Here is an 18,805-nt window from a genome sequence, read left to right on the forward strand (position 1 = left end):
GCCGACAAATGTGCCGACTGATCCACTGCCATCGGGAGCAAGCCCCCTCCCACAGGTGAATATCAATTCAGGACGGTAGCGCCAGCCCTTTGCGCCTTGCGGCGGCTCGCCACAAACAACCCTGCCGCCACCACCAGCAAGCTCAGCACTCCGGTCGCGATGATCTCGACGCGGTGCGCTTCCTGGAACAGCATGATGGTCAGCGTACCGACGATGAACACCATCACCGCGTAGGTCAGGCCGGGAAACAACCACATCTTGAACACGATCTTCTCGCCCGCCGCTGTACGCTTCTGGCGCATGCGCAGTTGCGACACCGCAATCACCAGGTAAACCAACAAGGCGATGGCGCCGGAGCTGGCCAGCAGGAATTCGAACACGGCCGCCGGTGCCACGTAGTTGGCGAATACCGCAAGGAACGCTGCACCGGTAGACAACAGCACCGCCCAGTAAGGCGTGCCGCTCTTGTTGGTGCGCTTGGCCACAGCCGGTGCGTCACCGCGACGGCCCAGCGAAAACAGCATGCGCGACGCGGTGTACAACGCCGAGTTGAGGCAACTGGTCACGGCAACCAACACCACCAGATCAACGATCAGCTTGGCGTTCGGAATGCCCATGCGTTCCAGCACGGTCTGGTAGGAACCTACCGCAGCCAGCGTCGGATCGTTCCATGGCACCAGGGACACGACGATGAAGATCGACAGCAGGTAGAACAAACCAATCCGCCAGATTACCGAGTTGGTCGCCTTGGTGATTTGCTGGCCCGGGTTCTTCGATTCGGCCGCCGCGATGGTAACGATCTCGGTGCCCATGAACGAGAACATGGTGGTCAGGATCGCCGCCAACACCGCGCCCATGCCGTTGGGCATGAAGCCTTGAGTGTCAAACAGGTGCGAAACGCCGCTGACCTGGCTGGTTGGCAAGAAGCCGAAAATCGCCGCCAGGCCGAGAATGACGAACGCCACAATCGCCACGACTTTGATCAGCGCAAACCAGAACTCGAATTCACCGTAGTTCTTCACGCTGAACAGGTTGGTCGCTGTCAGCAGCAAGGTGATGATCAGGGTAAACGCCCAGATCGCCACGTCGGGGAACCAGGCGTGAAGGATGGTCGCGGCGGCGTTGGCTTCCAACGGAATCACCAGTACCCAGAACCACCAGTACAACCAGCCGATGGTAAAACCGGCCCAGTGACCGATCGCACGGTCGGCGTAGGTGGAGAACGAACCGGTGTCCGGCGACGCCACCGCCATTTCGGCGAGCATGCGCATCACCAACACCACCAGCGTACCCGCTGCGGCGTAAGCCAGCAGTACTGCAGGGCCGGCGGCAGCAATCGCGTGGCCCGAGCCGACAAACAAACCGGCACCAATCACGCCGGCAATCGACAACATGGTGACGTGACGCGGTTTGAGCCCCTGTTCGAGGTCATTGGAGCTTTGCGTACTACTCATTGACACACCTTTACGAGGAATTGCGAAAACGGTCCGCCCGACCTGCGAGGTTTCTCGTGTAGAGAAACAACGGGGCGTTCTTTATTTTTTACGCAAGATTTGCGCCAAAATGTTACAGAGCCTTGATCGGCGCGGCCTGCAAGGCAAACCCACAATCGTTGCAAGTCATTGAGAACAATGGCATTCCGCTATGGCGTTACCGTGCGACCCACTTCCATAACGATTAAGTGCACCAAAAACACACACAAAAAGTGCGTAGCGCTCCATAAAGGGGCCGATGTGTACCGTTTGCCCGGTTAACCCTTCCAACGTCCGCCCAAAGCTGGCACCATCGCGCCCTTTTTTACGCGAAACCTGCGGATTTCCGGGTTCAATCGGCTGCCGGGTTGTTGATAGCACGACACGCTGCTGCGCTGATGCGACACCCTGCCCACACCCCCGGTTAACCCTGCGCAGCGCTGTTGGCTGGCATCCGAACGCTATGCTAGCTTGGCGCCTCGCCAGGAAGGCGGCCCAGCAGCAGAAACGCAATGAACACAATGAGGACCGCACATGGCCGAGGCCGCGCCCGCGCTTGAAATCCGCAACTTGCATAAACGCTATGGTGAGCTTGAGGTACTTAAAGGTATATCGCTGACCGCCCGCGACGGCGACGTGATCTCGATCCTGGGTTCTTCCGGTTCCGGCAAGTCCACATTCCTGCGCTGCATTAACCTGCTCGAAAACCCGCACCAGGGGCAGATTCTGGTCGCCGGCGAAGAGCTCAAGCTCAAGGCTGCAAAAAACGGCGAGCTGATGGCCGCCGATGGCAAGCAGATCAACCGCTTGCGCAGCGAAATCGGTTTTGTGTTTCAAAACTTTAACCTGTGGCCGCACATGAGCATCCTCGACAACATCATCGAGGCGCCCCGCCGTGTGCTTGGCCAAAGCAAGGCTGAGGCGATAGAAGTGGCCGAAGCCCTGTTGGCCAAGGTCGGCATCAGCGACAAGCGCCACGCCTACCCCGCGCAATTGTCGGGTGGCCAGCAACAGCGCGCGGCCATTGCGCGCACCCTGGCGATGCAGCCCAAGGTCATCCTGTTCGACGAGCCGACATCGGCGCTTGACCCCGAAATGGTTCAGGAAGTACTTAGTGTGATCCGCGCACTGGCCGAAGAGGGCCGCACCATGCTGCTGGTTACCCATGAAATGGGGTTTGCCCGTCAAGTTTCCAGTGAAGTGGTGTTCTTGCACCAAGGCCTGGTCGAAGAGCAAGGATCGCCACAGCAGGTGTTTGACAACCCGCTTTCGGCGCGCTGCAAACAATTCATGTCCAGCAACCGCTAACGGAGCAACCTTGCATGCAGAACTATAAAAAATTCCTTCTGGCCGCGACCGTTTCGATGGCATTCAGCGCCACGGCCATGGCCGAAACCTTGAAAATGGGGATCGAAGCGGCCTACCCGCCCTTCAACAATAAAGACGCCAGCGGCAACGTGGTCGGCTTCGACAAAGACATCGGCGACGCCCTGTGCGCCAAGATGAAAATCGAGAAGTGCGAAGTGTATGTGTCCGACTGGGACGGCATCATCCCGGCCCTGAATGCCAAGAAGTTCGACTTCCTGGTGTCTTCGCTGTCGATCACCGACGAGCGCAAGCAGGCTGTCGACTTCACCGACCCGTACTACTCCAACAAACTGCAATTCATCGCGCCCAAAGCCACCGCAGACTTCAAGACCGACGCGGCTTACCTGAAGGGCAAGATCATCGGTGCACAACGCGCGACCCTCTCCGGTACTTACCTGGAAGACAAGCTGCCAGACACCGAAGCCAAGCTTTACGACACCCAGGAAAACGCCTACCTCGACCTGACGTCGGGCCGTTTGGATGGCATCCTCGCCGACAAATACGTGCAGTACGAGTGGCTCAAGAGCAAAGACGTTCGGCCTATGAATTCAAAGGCGAACCGGTGGTTGAAAGCGACAAGATCGGCATCGCCGTACGCAAAGGCGACCCACTGCGCGAGCGCCTGAACAAAGCCCTGGCAGAGATCAAGGCAGACGGCACCTACAAAAAAATCAACGACAAGTACTTCCCGTTCAGCATCGAATGATCTGAACCACCTGCCCTGCGCGCTCGCTTGAGCGCGCAGGCTTTAGCATTGCCTGCCGCGATATGAAAACACCATGAATTTCAATCTCTACGGATTCGGCCCGGCGCTCGCTGCCGGCGCGCTGATGACCGTCAAACTGGCGCTCACGGCACTTTGCCTGGGGCTGGTGCTGGGCCTCGCCGGCGCCTTGGCCAAGACGTCTGCCTATAAACCATTGCAATGGCTTGGCGGCGCGTACTCGACCATCGTTCGCGGCGTGCCGGAACTGTTGTGGGTGCTGCTGATTTACTTTGGCACGATCAATCTGATGCGCAGCGTGGGTGAGCTGTTCGGTATTGCCGACCTTTCGCTCAGCGCCTTTGCGGCTGGCGTGATCGCTTTGGGCCTGTGTTTTGGTGCCTACGCCACTGAGGTGTTACGTGGCGCAATCATTTCTATCCCCAAGGGCCACCGCGAAGCCGGTGTGGCGCTGGGCCTGTCGAAGTTTCGTATTTTCAGCCGCTTGATCATGCCGCAGATGTGGCGCATCGCCCTTCCGGGGCTGGGCAACCTGTTCCTGATTCTGATGAAAGATACCGCGCTGGTCACGGTCATCGGCCTTGAAGAAATCATGCGCCACGCGCAGATCGCGGTCACCGTCAGCAAACAGCCCTTCACCTTCTACTTAGTCGCCTCGTTCATCTACCTGGGCCTGACGTCACTGTCGATGGTGGCGATGCACTTCCTGGAAAAACGCGCCGCTCGCGGCTTCGTGAGGACGACGTAATGGAATGGGAAGTCATCTATAAGTGGCTGCCGAAGTTTATTCAGGGCGCCACGCTGACCCTGGAACTGGTGAGCATCGCCGTGATTTTGGGGCTGATCCTCGCGATTCCGTTGGGCATCGCACGCTCGTCCAAGCGCTGGTATGTGCGCTCGTTACCGTACGCCTACATCTTCTTCTTTCGCGGCACACCGCTGCTGGTGCAGTTGTTTTTGGTTTACTACGGCTTGGCGCAGTTCGATGCCGTGCGCGCAAGTTTCATGTGGACTTACCTGCGCGATCCGTTCTGGTGCGCCACGGCCACCATGACACTGCACACAGCGGCCTACATCGCCGAGATTCTGCGCGGCGCGATCCAGGCGATTCCGCCGGGTGAAATCGAAGCGGCCCGCGCGCTGGGCATGTCCAAGCCCAAAACGCTGTTCTACATCATCCTGCCGCGCGCGGCCCGCATCGGCCTGCCGGCCTACAGCAACGAAGTCATTTTGATGCTCAAGGCAAGCTCCCTCGCGAGCACCGTGACCCTGCTGGAACTGACCGGCATGGCACGGACCATCATTGCGCGCAATTACCTGACCGTAGAGATGTTCTTCACCGCGGGCGTGTTCTACCTGGTGATCTCCTACCTGCTGGTACGCGGCTTCAAACTGCTGGAACGCTGGCTGCGCGTCGATGCTTGCCAAGGACGCTGAGGCACGCTTTGCCGCGCTGAATGCGTTTCTGATCGAGCACCAAGGGCTGTGGCGACCACGGCCCTTTACCCACCGGCAATTACCTTGGGAAACCCAACACCCCGAGCTTGCCCAGTGGCTGCGCCAGCGCTCGCTGGCCGATGCCGAAGCCAGCCACAACCAACCACATGACGTACCTGCGCCCGCGCCTTTTGCACAACTGGCCGCAATGGCGCAGCAGCTCAGTGCTGTGGATAAGTTACCGGCGCGCGCGCTTGAAGCCGCTCGCCCTCGGCTGAACGTCGACGTACCCGGGCGCAAGTGGCAACAAATCGAAGCCTTCGGCGCAGCGCTGCAGTTTGCGCATACGCCGGCGCATTGGCTGGACTGGTGCGCCGGCAAAGGCCACCTTGGCCGCCGCCTGCTGCAACCCGGCCAACAACTGACCTGCCTGGAATACGACCCGGCGCTGATCGCCGCCGGCAAAGCCTTGAGCCACCACCACGGCTTGCCCGCTACCCATTGCCTGCAAGATGTGATGGCGGACGTAACCATAAGCCCCCACCACACACCCGTCGCCCTGCATGCCTGCGGCGACTTGCATGTGCGACTGCTGCAAGTGGCCAGCGCGGCCGGCTGCAAGCAACTCGCGCTGGCGCCCTGCTGCTACAACCGCATCAGCGCCGATCACTATCAAGCATTGTCGGCTGCCGGGCGCGCCTCGCACTTGCACCTGTCGATTGATGACCTGGGCCTGCCGCTGAGCGAAACCGTCACCGCCGGCAACCGTGTGCGCCAGCAACGCGACACCTCCATGGCCCGGCGCCTCGGCTTTGATCAGCTACAACGGCAACTGCGCGGCTGCGACGACTACCTGCCCACGCCTTCCCTGCCCGCCAGTTGGCTGGCTAAATCCTTCGCCGACTACTGCCGCGAACTGGCAAGCCTCAAAGGTTTATCCACAGGCGAACAGGATTGGCCAGCGCTGGAAGCCCACGGCTGGCGCCGCCTGGCAGAAGTGCGCAACCTGGAGTTGGTGCGCGGCCTGTTTCGGCGCGCATTGGAGATGTGGCTGGTACTCGATCGGGCACTGTTTCTCGCGGAACAGGGCTACAGTGTCCAGTTGGGCACCTTCTGCGAACCCACGCTGACGCCGCGCAACCTGATGGTGCTGGCCGAGCGCGATTAAGGGGCAAATTGCCTCGGCATGCCCTGTGGATAAGTCTGTTGATGAATTCTTTACAGAACCTGTAGTCATCAACAATACACGCCAAAAGCCACGTTGGTTATTTTTTGCTCAGCCCAATAAAACGCACGCAAAACAGGCAGTTGCGGCGTGTTGAGAGCAATTCCAAAAAATGGCGATTTCGTGACAGCGGCAACCAACCAATTGTGCATAAGCATCTGGCGTCAGCGTATAAATAGCGCCTTACGCGGTTTTTTTGCGGCCTTCAATAACTGGCAAATCTGGTTGAAACCCTCACTCGCCAGCCGCATCGACAGGCACTCCTGCGGGTCGACAGAAAACGCGAACGCCTCGTTGATCACCCTCTCGCGACGTACCTTGAGCGGCGCTTTGCCCAGACGCTGCTTTAACGCCTCAAGCATTTCCAGGCTGAACGCATTGCCCTCATCCACCTGATTCACCACCACATGCACAGCCGGTGCGCGCTCGCCCTCAAGGTGCGGGGCGAGCAACACATCCAGATGATCAAGCGTGCCAAGGCATGCCGCGTCGGGCTGCACGACCACCAGCACCACATCGGCGACACTCAGCGCTTGATGGAAATACACGTTATTACCGGCGGGCGTATCGATAATCACCGTCTGCCGCTCGCTCAAGCCCATCGACGCAAGGCGCTGCGCCAGCCACGTCGGCTCGCGCTTGAGCCAGCGTTCAAGGTTCTCCTGCTGCTGCAGGTCAATATCGCCGAAGGTCAGCACCTGGCAATCGGCAAACCCGAGCTGCTGCAACGGGCTCCACGGCCCATGCTCCAGGCTGGTACGGCCGATACCGGGCACCGCCGCATTGACGCCGAAGTAATGGTGCAAAGCATTTTGCGGGTCCAGATCCAGCGCCACCACCGATTCACCGTCGCGCTGCAAACCGCTGCTCAACGCCGTGACCAACGTGCTACGACCCACACCGCCATTCATCGACACCAACGCCACCACGTTTGGGCGCAGCGCAGCGGTATCAGTCACTTGGGAAGGCGTGGGAGCCTCGGTAGGCACAGTGCCGAAAAAGTGCATGCGCGCATTGATGCCTTGAGCATCACGGGTGACGTTTTTACCGAACAACGCCAGTAGTTCTTCGCTAAGGCTCATAACCAGCTCCACACGACGCAGCTTAAAGACGTGAAAGGTCGGCAAGCAGCACTTACCGCAGGTCTTCTTGTGGGCGTCACAGTTGACGCATCATGTGGGAACACTGGCCAAGTGTCATTATCTTGAGTTTTTTGCGGGTTTATTTTTAGACAAACGGTAAATGGTCAATTTAATGACGCGTGATTGATTGACGCCTCTGCGCCATCAAGGCACGGCACAGAGCATTTACCTGCTGGCAGCCGACGCTATTGAGCGCAGGGTCGAGCGGGTCTCGTCCATACGCCCGCGCCTGACTGATAGCCCGGTCGCAATGCACCTCACCCAACACCGCATCGCCCAAATGCAACCTGAACACACCCGCCATGTCCTGACTGAACGCACAACCGCCATCCACCTGGTTAATCGCGTAAAACCGTTGCGCTGGCGACTCGCCCGCACAGTACGGCGCGAGCACCTCGTCCATCTTCGCCAAACGACGAAACGACGCCGCATCCGGCCGAACCACCACCAGCACCGCATCCGCCACAGACATCGCCTGGCGCAAATACACCGTGTTGCCCGCAGGCACATCAATAAATACCGTGTGCTGGCCATTCAGGCCAAGCCGGGCCAAGCGCTTGCCGAGAAACTCAACATCCTGCCCCAGCCAGCGATTCAGGCTGTGTTGCTGCGCAAGGTCGGTCTCGCCAAAAGCGATCACACGGCACCCCGCGAAACCGCGCTGGGGTAAGGCCTGCCAGCTTTGATTGAGTAAGCTCGTGGCGCCGATACCCGGCAGATCAAACCCCGGACACAAGTGATGACGCAACGCGTTTTGCGGGTCCAGGTCCAAGGCCAAGGCGGGGTGCCCTTCACGCTGCAAGCCACTCGCAAGAGCGGCCGCTAACGTGCTGCGCCCGACGCCGCCGGTGGCGGAAACCAGCACCACGACAGTCGGTGACTGTGTGTCCGAATACACCTCGCCGCGCGGGCCTTCGACCCGCTCGGGCGGGTGGAAGTGATTCGCCTCGCCTTGGCTGAGTTTGTTGAGCAAACGCTGCAAGGGCTGCGCAGTGAATTCGTCGCTCGCACGCGGCAGGCTTGAGGAGTGCGCACCCAGCGCGGCGCTTAGTTTTGCAATGTGCTCTGCACGCGCCACTGAATGCCTCTCCCTGACGGACTGCGGTGTTAATGAGGCGTGCATTGTGTGTTATCACGCGGGCAGTGTCAGTAATTTGGTCTTTTTCAGTGAGCTATTTTCTGATGAGCGGTTTTACGTCATTTTTATGGCTTTTTGTTTAGGTACTTCTGTTAAATCAATGCGCCAGGGCAGCGGCGGGTGTTTTTTGATCAACACTTGTTGAATCATGCCAATCGAGAGGTGACTTTCGAGATTCAGTGACAATCGCGGGGGTGGTGATTGAGCTGGTTTGACGGGGCCTGACACGTGCAGATGCGCGGCTATAAAGGGGAGTTGAGGGGAGGAAAAAGCGGGGATCGCGAAAAAACCTTCACTTTCGCAAAAATAGTCAGAATTCAGGGGTTTACAGATGCTTTGCAATCGCTATAATCGTCGCCCTAACACGCCGGTATAGCTCAGTTGGTAGAGCAACTGACTTGTAATCAGTAGGTCCCGGGTTCGACTCCTGTGCCGGCACCATATCTCGAAGCCCCGCAATGCGGGGCTTTGTGGTTTCTGGGGTTTAAGAATTCTCAAAGGCTCGGCATGCCGTTTTGGCGAAAATGCCCAAAAAGTGCCCACACTTGAAAATCCTCTGCTACTCGCCTAAGCCCCACCTCGACTTCTAAGGGTAAGCGGATCATGGATGGATCCGCCCCCCCCCGCCCCATAAGACAATCCCGCTATGGGAGGATGCCGATAACTTCAGGGGTTAAAATCTGAAGCCCAATCGCCGACAGCAAACTCGTACCCAGCAAAAAGAAAGCGGCTTTCAACGCCAAGCGAATACCACCGCCGAACCCTTTATAACGCGATAGGTAATAGGCAACGATCTTCCTGTAGGCATCACCGTGGCTAAACGCATAGGCGATCGCCACCGCGAAGGCAAACCATGCAGCGCGCTCAGGATGAGGCATTGTGATTATGGTCAACGCCAAACCAACACAAACAAAACCAATGCTATTCACTTTCTTGAAATAGCGCTTGGCGATGGCTTCGTCTTCATCGTCCACAAAAAAATTCGGTCTCATTGGTAGGCTCCTTTTGAGATCGCAGTGCCAGTCACCGCGTCATCAAGTCACAGATTAAGAGTTAAGAGGTCGCTCTGGCCGTTTCCACTCAATGCAGGCGCGTTACTCCCGCAAATCGATAGAGCGCGCTCTAAAAATTCGAGCCTTGATACAAGGCTTACGCCACATCGTGGTGGTTATCCAAAAGTGCAATTAGCGTCCGGTAGCTCGCACGCTCACAGCGATGTGATGGATGCCTATTTTTTCCAGTGCGCCCACTGCGGCAACTGATCCCCTTGCATAGCTGCGCTGCAGCAACCTATCCGCTTTGCCATTTCCTTGCGCCAACCTGCGGCCTCTCTTTCTCCCGGAAAGAGACGGGCGCTCCTACCGCTGCTGCAGGCCGCCTCGTACAAGGCTTTGCGGCATTCCCCCTCGTGACAATCGGCGTGACAAACACCGAAGTCACCAGCAACAGCGGTGCAGATGGTGGTGCCGCAGCCCACGGAATGGACTTCACCTGACTGACAGTCAGGCATGCCTCGGTCATCGCATCACTGCTTTTACCTGACTCAGGATCTCGCGGCGCCGGTCTCGTCAGCCCGCGCAGCCTCCACCCGCCCACTTCCTCGGAAGTGTTCAGGAGGCCAGATCGTGTAATGCCCAAGCTCTCGGTCGTAAGGAGCCGCCATCCCGCGTTAGTGGACAACGCTCATAGGTCGCAGGGGCTTTGATCCCTGATAACACTCAACATTCTTGGCGGGATGACGTGGGGAAAGGCTTTAAGGGTTTGGCTTCGAGAGGAGTTTGATCATGGCATTGGTAGGCAAAAGGGATGGGCGGAATTTTGGCTATGGCCGCCAACTGAGCTATGCCGGGCCACAGGCGTTGAAAGACCTGTTTGGCGGCGGGCATTACGGCACGGTCAAGGCGCACAGTGACCGTTGGCGGGCGTTTGCATGCTGGTGTCGATCAGACGCTGGACCTGGGTTTAATGATGCGCGGCAGATTGATCGACAGACCTTGCGCGACTATGCGCAAAATTTGCGGCAGCAGGTCGAGCGCGGAGAGCTAGCCATAGCGACGGCGCAAAATCGGCTATCCACAGTCAACCGCACCCTGACTGCGCTTCGCGGTGATCAAGCAGTGAAAGTGCCAAGCCAGAGCAAGGCGCTGTGCTTACAGCGTATGGCAGTTCGCACGTCCGCGCCGCAAGGTCAAAATCGTGACCGGGGTGAAAACATCATCAAGACCCTCGGCGAGCATCAGATGCCGCGTGCTACGGCCATTATCAAACTGGCGAGAGCGACCGGGATGCGCTTGCGCGAAGCAATCCTGGCAGACCTAGTGCGCTTGAAACGAGAAGCGGAACAACTTGGCAGGATCAATATTTAGGAAGGCACCAAAGGAGGTCGCTCGGGAGCAACAGCACCTCGTTGGATAGTCGCCAGTTATCATGTTTGCGAAGCATTGGGCTATGCCGAATATGTCTCACCCGTTGGTAGTCATAATCTGCTGGCGTCTGGCGAAAGCTACCGGGATTTTCAACGGGCAGTCGTCCGGCCCGCGCGGACATTCTGCATACACATAATCTCAGAGGCTTCCACGAATTACGGGCGGCCTATGCGTGTGAGCGCTATGAGCAAATCACACAACATCTTGCGCCCGTTAATGGCGGTCATTACTTTCAGCTAGGCCCGCGTTTAGATCGTCTGGCTCGTGTGCAAATCAGTTATGAGTTGGGTCACGGACGTATCGACATAACATCGACGTACATCGGTGGACGGGCATGACCATAGCGTTCGATATGGAGCTGTTTTTGGCAGGCGTTTTGCGTGGGTCACATGCCACGCGCTTCCGCCATATTCGGCAAGCCAAGGCCATCCAGGCCGCTATTGCCGATCGCTGGCATCGAGATAGTCCGTGGACGTGGCAGCAGAAGCATCTTGTATGGTTTTTAAATCACCGCCTGAATGGGCATGCGCAATCGACCCGCTATTATTTTGTGCTGACTATGCGATTGCTCACGAAGCGGCTGGGAAGATCGTGGCAGTTCGGCCTCTAGGCAGTACCGGGCGAAGCAAGGGGAAGCACTTCGTTACATTCAGCGGCGCGCTACTTCCCATCACCACTTGGTGCGAGGACGTCGCCGCATGTGTCTATCGAAACACCGTGGCTTGGTCACGTTTTTATAACAGATTTTGAGGGATTGATAAATATGAGTCGCAGAAAAGCATAACTTCATGGCCACTTGAATGCGCGGACGGCAAATCCGACTCTGTATAGCCTGCCGTATCAAGTTCCTGATGGACCCTGTCGATAACAACCCCGCCGATGAATAATTCCATCATATCTCTCAGTTGTTTTGACCAGCAAAAACTATATTTATCAATTGGTACTACTCTCGCAACATGCGCTGGAGAGTCTGCATATGCAATAGCAATATTTAAATCTGAAGTCACAAATACTGACTGGCTCCGGTAGAAAACACCGAAATTTTTCATGAACCACGCGTCTGCAGAAGCATGAATTTCCGGTGATAAATCCCTAGGACGTCGGTCTTTACGCGTCACATGCACTCGGCGCTGAGTCATATCATGACGTGCGCTAAAACCTCTGTAAAAAATTAGATCATCAAATGTAGACATTCAGTACCCTCGTCTTTTACTTGTGGTTTGCGAGGCATAATTATCGCCTTGGGAACTGCGCCCTTTTCTCTCATCCAAGAGTTCAAGCGCTTCAAACAGCAATGACCTAATTTTCTTTGAATCAGGCTGATTGTGGTACTGGTCGGGTATCTTTTCCCGGGTTTCTGCTTCGCCAAATGCAATATCTATTTCGACCCCTGGCAAAAGAGAAACTCTCATTGTCCGCCGCTGCCGAGGTTTTATAGTAGATGCCTTTAACGAAAGACGGGATAAAACCTCAAGCTCATCGATCGAAATATCACATGATGGACGTGCCTCGAAATCCATCGGAGAGACCAAATCCCTTATAATCTTAATACATACGCCAGAAGCAATATTCCTTATATCAAACTCATCCGAAAGACAGGCGAAAACTGCGTACCAGAATACTATATCCGGGTAACTCTTGACCTTATCTCTCAAAACCTCAACATGACTTAAAGAACCAGGCAAAATCCTGTTGCAATAATAAGCCATACATATAGATTTCTGGTTCACTGGTAAAGAGCTGGACTCGACAATTGATGCCAAAGAGTTAAATCCAGAAACTCTATTATTGAAGGCACCCCCTATCATCTTAGCTTCGTTAGTAATCGAAAAACTGGAAGCCAAAATATTATCTAGTTCAAGCTCATCAACCGATCCAGAAATGTATTTAGTCAGATCACTATTAAAATCTACAGCATCGATTCTGGGTTTTTTTTCCGTTCTGGCTCCATCATCCATCAGCTTCAAGAACGTTATAGAAGTTTCAAGCAACGACGAAGTTACTTCTTTATTTACGATTTTATGTGCAAGAACCCATCGTTCCGCCACATTTTCAGGTTTCATCCATGGATAAATTATATTCGAGCGCACCATTGAAAAGGAAACTGCCTGAGAGCACGATGCATAACTTATAGCCCCCGTGGTCAGTGTTTTACTTTCATGCAGAGCACCAGTAATAACGTCACCCAATATACACGCCAAATACGCCTTTAACTTTCGGTCACTTGGCTTGGCTGTTTTATAGGTTTTCTTCGTCCCCAAAAAAATATTTTTTGCAACATCGCCATTACAAACATGTATATATGATGAGATGGGAGAAAACGATGAATAATATGTCGCAACGTCCGCGAAGAAACTCTCCAAGTCATCTTTTTCAGGGATCACAAAAACTGGAAGCCGCAGGAAATCAATTTCCTTGTTCCAAAAACACTTATGCTGAATGCCGGTAGCAGGTAAGGTGCTATCAAACAAATCGCCTCTAAATTCTTTTTTCGACTTTGTAATGCGTAAAAAATCTTCCAAATTCTGCCGATTCTCAACAAGCATCTTCAGACTCCAAATAGGTTGTCGAATGATGGATCCGCAGCCGGCGGAGACAAGACCCGAAGGGCACTCTCTAAATAGCCAGGAATACTACCAGAGTAGTATAAGCTCACTGAAGTTTTACCACGCAAAATCCCAGTATAAGTTAGCCTCTTCTGCGTCGCCCGCATCTGAGGTAATGCTTCACACCCGCCTATGTGAACAGATCTGAACTCCCACCCCTTACTCGAATGAAGAGTCCAAGTTATCACGCGATCTTTATCGGGTAACGCGGAAACACTTAGCGAGTTCTTGAATTCAGCGACTTGATTCGCCCTTGGAAAAAAAACACCGATTTTCTCGCCTGGATACAAAAGTAATTCTTCGTGCAACTTAGAAATAATTTCCGACACCTGAGACTGGAAGGTATCACACTGCAACTTCGAAACTGACGAAGGACGGGCAGCTTCATCATATTTACACTCACCCGTAATATGCGGATAAGTAATATAATCTTTATTGATCCCATCCGCGACTAAGCAAATATTATGACCGCTTCTATAATGGTATTTCAACCTGACTACATTTCCATCAACTAAATTTTCCATCAAGCCAGGGGTCTGTGCAACTCTGTAAATTGACTGTCTGGAATCAGCAGCAATAACCAATCTCTCCGCCAAACTCCTGAATATAAAAAGCTCAGTATCGGTATAATCTTGGGCTTCATCTATCAACAACGCCTCAAATATATCTTCGATTCCATTTTCTGTTATAAAAGACTTTAAAACGCCAGCCAATAGAGATCTATCCTCCTCAAAGTTTCCGGTACTCTCGGCTTCAAGACCATACTCAGCCAGCAACTCTCTAAACAATTGCATCGCCGTTACAGCATAATCCGCGGGCAGGTCATATTGTATACAGCCATGCTGAAAAAACTCCCTCAAACTAGCGGTAAATACCACAATTTTAAAATTGCTAATGTTTTTTAATTTTAGCCATTTGGCTCTTAGCAACAGAATGTTGGTTTTCCCAGACCCCGCCGGTCCGGTTAAAAGAAAACTTTCAGTAGCCCCCATCCCTCCGACCGCTTTCTTCTGGAACTCATCTAAGTCGCCTTCGCCAATCCAAAACGCGCTAACCATTCCATGCTCCTTAAGCGACAGGGACTATCTTGTCCGCTACTGTATACAAAGCCAACTTACAACGCTCAAAAACTTTCTCGACCGAAAACACCTCCAGCCAAAGCCCTTTGAAAATTGATTCCCCACTGACTAGTGCGGAAATTGAGACCTCAAGGGTTTGCTGACTTACGTCAGGCAAACACAACAGAACATTTAGCTCCAAAACATCTTTAAAATTCAGGCTTTCGTCAGCCTCGAATACATATTGCAGCAGATACTCAACTTCTGAAATACTTTTGTGATTGCCGCTGAATCTTGGGAAGATTTGCTCAGCAATCAAGAATCGCCTGACCTCCATAAAAACTCTTCCCTGGATTTCCCAAAGAGCTTTTCGCAGAGTAATCCCAGGATCGATTGGACTCATTTCTTTCTCAAGCACCTTTTTTTCATCTGCGTGTATTTGCCTAAGCCTTATAGAGCGTCTAATCTGCGAAAAATCTGCTGCTTCTGAGGGACCAGAAAAGCTTGACCAGTCAATAAGCGACACTCTTTCACGCCAGTCCTTCACCAAACAAGATTGAGCCAGATGCACAATCCATTCTTCGCAAGATGACGATGTGAAGCTAGGAGTCCTCCATCTAACCGAATCATATAAACAAGCCCTTGGTTTATCATAGCCATCAAATATACAATGCCCCTCTAACATTTCGTAGATGGTTGCGCCTATTTGATAGAACGTAATCGCCCTCCATGCACTATTATCAGAACTTGCCTCCTGCCTCCACACAAATTCTGGAGGACTGTACCGTAAAGATGCTACAAACTCCCCACCGGAAAGTCGACTATCATCACCCTCGGTCGCTATTGACTCATAGACAATGCCCAAATCAAGTAGACATAAACTTGTAAAGTCATCGTTCACGATGATATTTGCAGGCTTTATGTCTCGATGAACTAGACCTTGAGACTCGAGAAAACAAGCAGCATCTGCCAGTTGGGAGATTAGCGGCGCAACTGAAGCTTGGGGAAGCTTACCAAGTAGAACCTCTAAAGTTGAACCGGAAACAAACTCCATAAAAAGATATATAGTTCCAGTCTCGCTACACAAGCCGCCATCAAAAACCTCAACCAGATTTGGGTGATGTTTTTTACCGGCCAACGAAAGTTGTAACTCAATCCTTTCTAACTGTTCTTCCAGCCCGTTTTTTTTAAGGGACTCAGGAAAAAACAGCTTGACTGCTCGGTCTACATCTTCTTTCCGTGCTAAATAAACAATTCCATCAGCACCACGACCTAGCTCTTTGTCCAACCTCCATCCCTTAAAAGATTCCCCAACCAATCCTCGCACATCTACCATAAAAATCCCTTTCGCTAACTGTCTGCTTCCCAACCTTGAGAAAAAGGGTTGATGTATTTGTTCTGACAAGCCGGTCTCAAATCTGCAAAGCACCTGACACAGCAAGATCGCAAATTACCACGGAAAAGGATGGTATGGCATGCGCGGCCTGACCGCATCAAGGCTTTGGGCAAAGAGACAAAAGCCTTATAACTTATTGATTTTTAAATGTTTTACTAGAAACCACTTGAGAGGTCCGCAATGAAAATTAATCATGACTCAGGCTGGTGCCCTTTGAAACAGGGCTGCCAACGTGCAGAATTCTAAACCACTACCTCCGAATGATTTGCGCTTCCTATATCGGGATTGCAACACTCCTAATCACATCAGCTTCTCTAAAAAGGGTAAAAATGGAGGTAGACGCATAATCATCATTTATAAAATATGTTTTCTTTCAATAAGTTATAAAAAATTCGACTCCTAGTGCCGCGATATTTCAACGCATCATGCAGGCATTTTTAGTCTTAGGGGATAGCGATTTTTCGACAATTTGGCATGCCGTTCTAGCGAAAATACCTCTAACTGAAACCCACCAATCCACTTTCCCGATTGCTCCCCACGCCCCACCACGCTACCCTCCCCCCGTCGCTGCCAATTCAGCGACCGGGCCTGAGAACCCGGCAAGATGCAGGCGCACCAAGCGCCACCAAAACCCGATTTGCAGGCGTTTTTTTTCGCCCACCATTTCGTGCAATGGCGGCTGTGCGTGGGAGACCTTCGGGTCTGCCGGGTTCCTGTATCTCCGGTTTCTCAGCCTGCGCACAGCTGCCACCCATTCGCCTGAGAACGAACGTGGTAGCTCTCACTCGATATGGGAGTTCTACCGATGACCGCTCCAATTCCATCTGCGTTAACCACCCTCGGCGTCACCCCTTTCTCCTTCCACTCCGACCAGCCTCTATTTCGCGTCAACAGCGGCGTGCCCCTGCTCGAAGCCTTGCACCACGTTTCCGACTTGCTCCACGTCGCCAAGCTGCTCGCAGAGGATGCGGCGATGACCAAGCAGACGGACCGTTACGCCTGGGCATCGCATTATTTGCAGGAGATGAGCAAGGCGGTGATTGATGATGTGGTGAAGGCGTTGGAGGCGCCTTGTGCTACTGAGTAGTCAGTAAGGCGTCGCTATCTGGCTTGATTCCGTCCATAAAAAAACCCCGAAAAATTCGGGGTTTTTTATCGCCTGGCATCAGGCGCTTCGCCGGATCAATTAGAAAACGTTGATCGGGTAGTCGGCGAACAGGCGTACTTCGTTGCCGCCTACGTTGTAGTTGCTGGCGTTGTTGGAGACGCGCAGCCAAGAGGCGCGGGCGCGCAGGCTGAGGTCTTTGGCTGGGCCGCTTTGTACGACGTATTTGAACTGGTTGAAGATTTCACGCTCGGTGCCACTGCCGCGGTTGGTGCCGTCGTCAATGTTGGTGCCGCGCACGTAAGCGATGTTGTAGGTCAGGCCAGGCACGCCGAAGGTGCTGAAGTCGAGGCCGTAGCCGGCTTGCCAGGAGCGTTCGTCTTTGCCGTTGAAGTCAGACCAGTAGGAGTTGGCCAGCAGGATGGTGTTGCCGCCATCGCCGATGCCGCTGCCGCTGGTGTTGTTGCGGTAGCCGCCGTAGAGGTAGCCGGTGTCGCCGGTGCTGCGTTGGTGCGCGACGGTGAAGCTGTGCGGGCCGACGGCCCAGGTAGCGCCGAGGCTCCAGATTTTGTTGTCGCGGGCGTCAGAGTCGCCTTGGGTGAGCTGGGCGAAGTCTTTGTCGAGCTTGGTTTTGTAGCCGTTGAAGTCGAAGGTCAACGATTGTTTCTCTGGCAGGGCCAGCACGTAGTTGACGTTAACGTATTGCTTCTTCAGCACGTCTTGCATGTCGGATGCGTACAGCGCGGCCGACAGGCTCTCGGTGAATTTGTAGCTGCCGCCGACGTAGTCGATGTTTTTCAGCAGGCCGCTGTCGGTGCCTTCGGCGCCTTTTTGGGCTTGTTTGGTGAAGTGACCGGCATCCAGTTGCAGGCCGGCGATCTCTTTGGAGACGATCGAGGTGCCGGTGTAGGTTTCGGACAGCAGGCGCGAGTTGTCGTATTGCAGCACCGGCAGGCCGGGAACTGGTCACCGTACTTGAGTACCGTGTTGGAGACGCGGAACTTCACGGCCGCGCCGCCTTTGGCCAGGTCGTGGGCTGCTTCGCCGCTGTCGCCTTGCTTGAAGAAGTTGATGCCGCCAGCGCCGCTGCGGCCTTTACCACCGTCCAGGCGGATGGCGTATTGGCCGATCACGTCCACGCCCACGCCGACGGTGCCTTGGGTGAAACCGGATTCGAATTTGCCGATGAAGCCTTGGCCCCATTCAGCTTTGTCTTGCTGGCCGTTTTTGTAGTCACGGCTGATGTAGGCGTTACGTGCAGCGATGTTCAGGTGGCTGTCTTCTACAAAACCCTTGGATTGCTCCTGGTCGTTTGCCATTGCCTGAGTAGCGCTCAAAATCCCCAGAGCGATCAAACCCATCCGTTGCTTCAACATTTCTTATATTCCTTATTACTGGTTGAGTACGCGCTATGACACCAGGCTCCGTGTTGCTTTTCTGGTGTCTACTTTTTCCGAAAAAAAGAAGGCCCGCGGACGACTGAACTGCCGCGGGCCTTTTTTATTGGATGAGTTATGGCGGTTAGCCACAGGCGTTGGGCGCAATCCTATGCGCGGGTTGAACTATGTGTCAATTTCGTGAATCGTCTGTATTTAGGCGAAAAAAGTCTAAGGGGAGCCGTTCAGGGCGTGCGCGAGTGTTCATAAAGATGTTCAAAACACATCGCGTTACACTTTTCACGAGCCAAATTTTTGGGAATAGATAACGC

15 protein-coding genes, 1 tRNA gene and 3 pseudogenes are annotated in these 18,805 nt (G+C 54.0%); 10 read left to right on the forward strand and 9 right to left on the reverse strand.

Features of this window, described 5'->3' with window-relative positions:
* Positions 1 to 62: 62 nt before the first annotated feature.
* Positions 63 to 1,454 carry a GABA permease gene (gene gabP / locus F0169_RS07650; RefSeq protein WP_058413127.1) on the reverse strand — a complete coding sequence of 464 codons (1,392 nt, stop codon included), beginning with the start codon at positions 1,452 to 1,454 and terminating at the stop codon, positions 63 to 65.
* Positions 1,455 to 2,006: 552 nt separating this feature from the next.
* Between gabP and F0169_RS07655 the strand changes: the two genes are divergently transcribed.
* The 6 genes and pseudogenes from F0169_RS07655 to F0169_RS07675 all read left to right on the forward strand — a co-directional run bounded on the left by F0169_RS07655 (position 2,007) and on the right by F0169_RS07675 (position 6,169).
* A complete protein-coding gene (locus tag F0169_RS07655) occupies positions 2,007 to 2,780 on the forward strand; it encodes an ABC transporter ATP-binding protein (protein WP_058413126.1) in 774 nt (257 codons plus the stop codon).
* Positions 2,781 to 2,875: 95 nt separating this feature from the next.
* Positions 2,876 to 3,321: pseudogene (locus F0169_RS28325) on the forward strand (transporter substrate-binding domain-containing protein); the annotation flags it as partial.
* Between the two features lie 81 nt (positions 3,322 to 3,402).
* Complete coding sequence (locus F0169_RS28330; protein WP_425274280.1) at positions 3,403 to 3,546, forward strand: transporter substrate-binding domain-containing protein; 144 nt, start codon at positions 3,403 to 3,405, stop codon at positions 3,544 to 3,546.
* 73 nt (positions 3,547 to 3,619) lie between these two features.
* Complete coding sequence (locus tag F0169_RS07665; RefSeq protein ID WP_058413124.1) at positions 3,620 to 4,312, forward strand: ABC transporter permease; 693 nt, start codon at positions 3,620 to 3,622, stop codon at positions 4,310 to 4,312.
* Positions 4,312 to 5,001: an ABC transporter permease gene (locus F0169_RS07670; RefSeq protein WP_058413123.1), complete on the forward strand. Its 690-nt coding sequence runs from the start codon at positions 4,312 to 4,314 to the stop codon at positions 4,999 to 5,001. Before F0169_RS07665 ends, F0169_RS07670 begins: the two co-directional genes overlap by 1 nt.
* Entirely contained in the window at positions 4,982 to 6,169 is a 1,188-nt protein-coding gene (locus tag F0169_RS07675) for a methyltransferase (protein WP_152746161.1), read from the forward strand. Before F0169_RS07670 ends, F0169_RS07675 begins: the two co-directional genes overlap by 20 nt.
* Before the next feature lie 221 nt (positions 6,170 to 6,390).
* Here F0169_RS07675 and bcsQ (F0169_RS07680) read toward each other — a convergent pair whose 3' ends face one another.
* A complete protein-coding gene (bcsQ, locus tag F0169_RS07680; RefSeq protein ID WP_152746162.1) occupies positions 6,391 to 7,308 on the reverse strand; it encodes a cellulose biosynthesis protein BcsQ in 918 nt (305 codons plus the stop codon).
* Between the two features lie 169 nt (positions 7,309 to 7,477).
* Positions 7,478 to 8,446 (reverse strand): cellulose biosynthesis protein BcsQ, encoded by a 969-nt coding sequence (gene bcsQ, locus F0169_RS07685; protein WP_341869085.1) that lies wholly within the window; start codon positions 8,444 to 8,446, stop codon positions 7,478 to 7,480.
* Positions 8,447 to 8,872: 426 nt separating this feature from the next.
* On the opposite strand from bcsQ (F0169_RS07685), the gene F0169_RS07690 reads away from it, so the two are divergent.
* Positions 8,873 to 8,947, forward strand: a tRNA-Thr gene (locus tag F0169_RS07690).
* 203 nt (positions 8,948 to 9,150) lie between these two features.
* Here the strand turns inward: F0169_RS07690 and F0169_RS07695 are convergent.
* Positions 9,151 to 9,498: a hypothetical protein gene (locus tag F0169_RS07695; protein ID WP_152746164.1), complete on the reverse strand. Its 348-nt coding sequence runs from the start codon at positions 9,496 to 9,498 to the stop codon at positions 9,151 to 9,153.
* Positions 9,499 to 10,290: 792 nt separating this feature from the next.
* Between F0169_RS07695 and F0169_RS07705 the strand changes: the two are divergent.
* Together F0169_RS07705 and F0169_RS07710 are read left to right on the forward strand one after the other, a co-directional pair.
* Positions 10,291 to 11,270 (forward strand): annotated as a pseudogene (locus F0169_RS07705) (integrase domain-containing protein).
* Positions 11,267 to 11,542, forward strand: a complete 276-nt coding sequence (locus tag F0169_RS07710) for a hypothetical protein (protein ID WP_122218868.1) — start codon at positions 11,267 to 11,269, stop codon at positions 11,540 to 11,542. The pseudogene F0169_RS07705 and the gene F0169_RS07710 overlap by 4 nt, the downstream one beginning before the upstream one ends.
* A 124-nt stretch (positions 11,543 to 11,666) precedes the next feature.
* Here the strand turns inward: F0169_RS07710 and F0169_RS07715 are convergent, their stop codons facing one another.
* The 4 genes from F0169_RS07715 to F0169_RS07730 are packed head-to-tail and all read right to left on the reverse strand — an operon-like array spanning position 11,667 to position 15,884.
* Entirely contained in the window at positions 11,667 to 12,125 is a 459-nt protein-coding gene (locus F0169_RS07715; protein ID WP_152746165.1) for a hypothetical protein, read from the reverse strand.
* Entirely contained in the window at positions 12,126 to 13,478 is a 1,353-nt protein-coding gene (locus tag F0169_RS07720; RefSeq protein WP_152746166.1) for a hypothetical protein, read from the reverse strand.
* 2 nt (positions 13,479 to 13,480) lie between these two features.
* Positions 13,481 to 14,596, reverse strand: coding sequence for an AAA family ATPase (locus F0169_RS07725; protein WP_152746167.1), 1,116 nt, complete (start codon positions 14,594 to 14,596; stop codon positions 13,481 to 13,483).
* 10 nt (positions 14,597 to 14,606) lie between these two features.
* Positions 14,607 to 15,884 carry a serine/threonine protein kinase gene (locus F0169_RS07730; protein WP_172979368.1) on the reverse strand — a complete coding sequence of 426 codons (1,278 nt, stop codon included), beginning with the start codon at positions 15,882 to 15,884 and terminating at the stop codon, positions 14,607 to 14,609.
* A 913-nt stretch (positions 15,885 to 16,797) separates the two neighbouring features.
* Here F0169_RS07730 and F0169_RS07740 point away from each other — a divergent pair.
* On the forward strand, positions 16,798 to 17,079 hold the full coding sequence (locus tag F0169_RS07740; protein WP_152746170.1) for a DUF3077 domain-containing protein: 282 nt from the start codon (positions 16,798 to 16,800) through the stop codon (positions 17,077 to 17,079).
* A 99-nt stretch (positions 17,080 to 17,178) separates the two neighbouring features.
* Here the strand turns inward: F0169_RS07740 and F0169_RS07745 are convergent.
* Positions 17,179 to 18,473: pseudogene (locus F0169_RS07745) on the reverse strand (OprD family porin).
* Between the last annotated feature and the right edge of the window lie 332 nt (positions 18,474 to 18,805).

Source organism: Pseudomonas kitaguniensis (assembly GCF_009296165.1).
Taxonomy (GTDB): domain Bacteria; phylum Pseudomonadota; class Gammaproteobacteria; order Pseudomonadales; family Pseudomonadaceae; genus Aquipseudomonas; species Aquipseudomonas kitaguniensis.

Bases quoted from the DNA above. Each gene is read 5' to 3' on its own strand.
- gabP (WP_058413127.1), bottom strand. From the start codon at position 1,454: ATGAGTAGTACGCAAAGCTCCAATGACCTCGAACAGGGGCTCAAACCG.
- F0169_RS07655 (WP_058413126.1), top strand. From the start codon at position 2,007: ATGGCCGAGGCCGCGCCCGCGCTTGAAATCCGCAACTTGCATAAACGC.
- F0169_RS07665 (WP_058413124.1), top strand. From the start codon at position 3,620: ATGAATTTCAATCTCTACGGATTCGGCCCGGCGCTCGCTGCCGGCGCG.
- F0169_RS07670 (WP_058413123.1), top strand. From the start codon at position 4,312: ATGGAATGGGAAGTCATCTATAAGTGGCTGCCGAAGTTTATTCAGGGC.
- F0169_RS07675 (WP_152746161.1), top strand. From the start codon at position 4,982: ATGCTTGCCAAGGACGCTGAGGCACGCTTTGCCGCGCTGAATGCGTTT.
- bcsQ (WP_152746162.1), bottom strand. From the start codon at position 7,308: ATGAGCCTTAGCGAAGAACTACTGGCGTTGTTCGGTAAAAACGTCACC.
- F0169_RS07695 (WP_152746164.1), bottom strand. From the start codon at position 9,498: ATGAGACCGAATTTTTTTGTGGACGATGAAGACGAAGCCATCGCCAAG.
- F0169_RS07710 (WP_122218868.1), top strand. From the start codon at position 11,267: ATGACCATAGCGTTCGATATGGAGCTGTTTTTGGCAGGCGTTTTGCGT.
- F0169_RS07715 (WP_152746165.1), bottom strand. From the start codon at position 12,125: ATGTCTACATTTGATGATCTAATTTTTTACAGAGGTTTTAGCGCACGT.
- F0169_RS07720 (WP_152746166.1), bottom strand. From the start codon at position 13,478: ATGCTTGTTGAGAATCGGCAGAATTTGGAAGATTTTTTACGCATTACA.
- F0169_RS07725 (WP_152746167.1), bottom strand. From the start codon at position 14,596: ATGGTTAGCGCGTTTTGGATTGGCGAAGGCGACTTAGATGAGTTCCAG.
- F0169_RS07740 (WP_152746170.1), top strand. From the start codon at position 16,798: ATGACCGCTCCAATTCCATCTGCGTTAACCACCCTCGGCGTCACCCCT.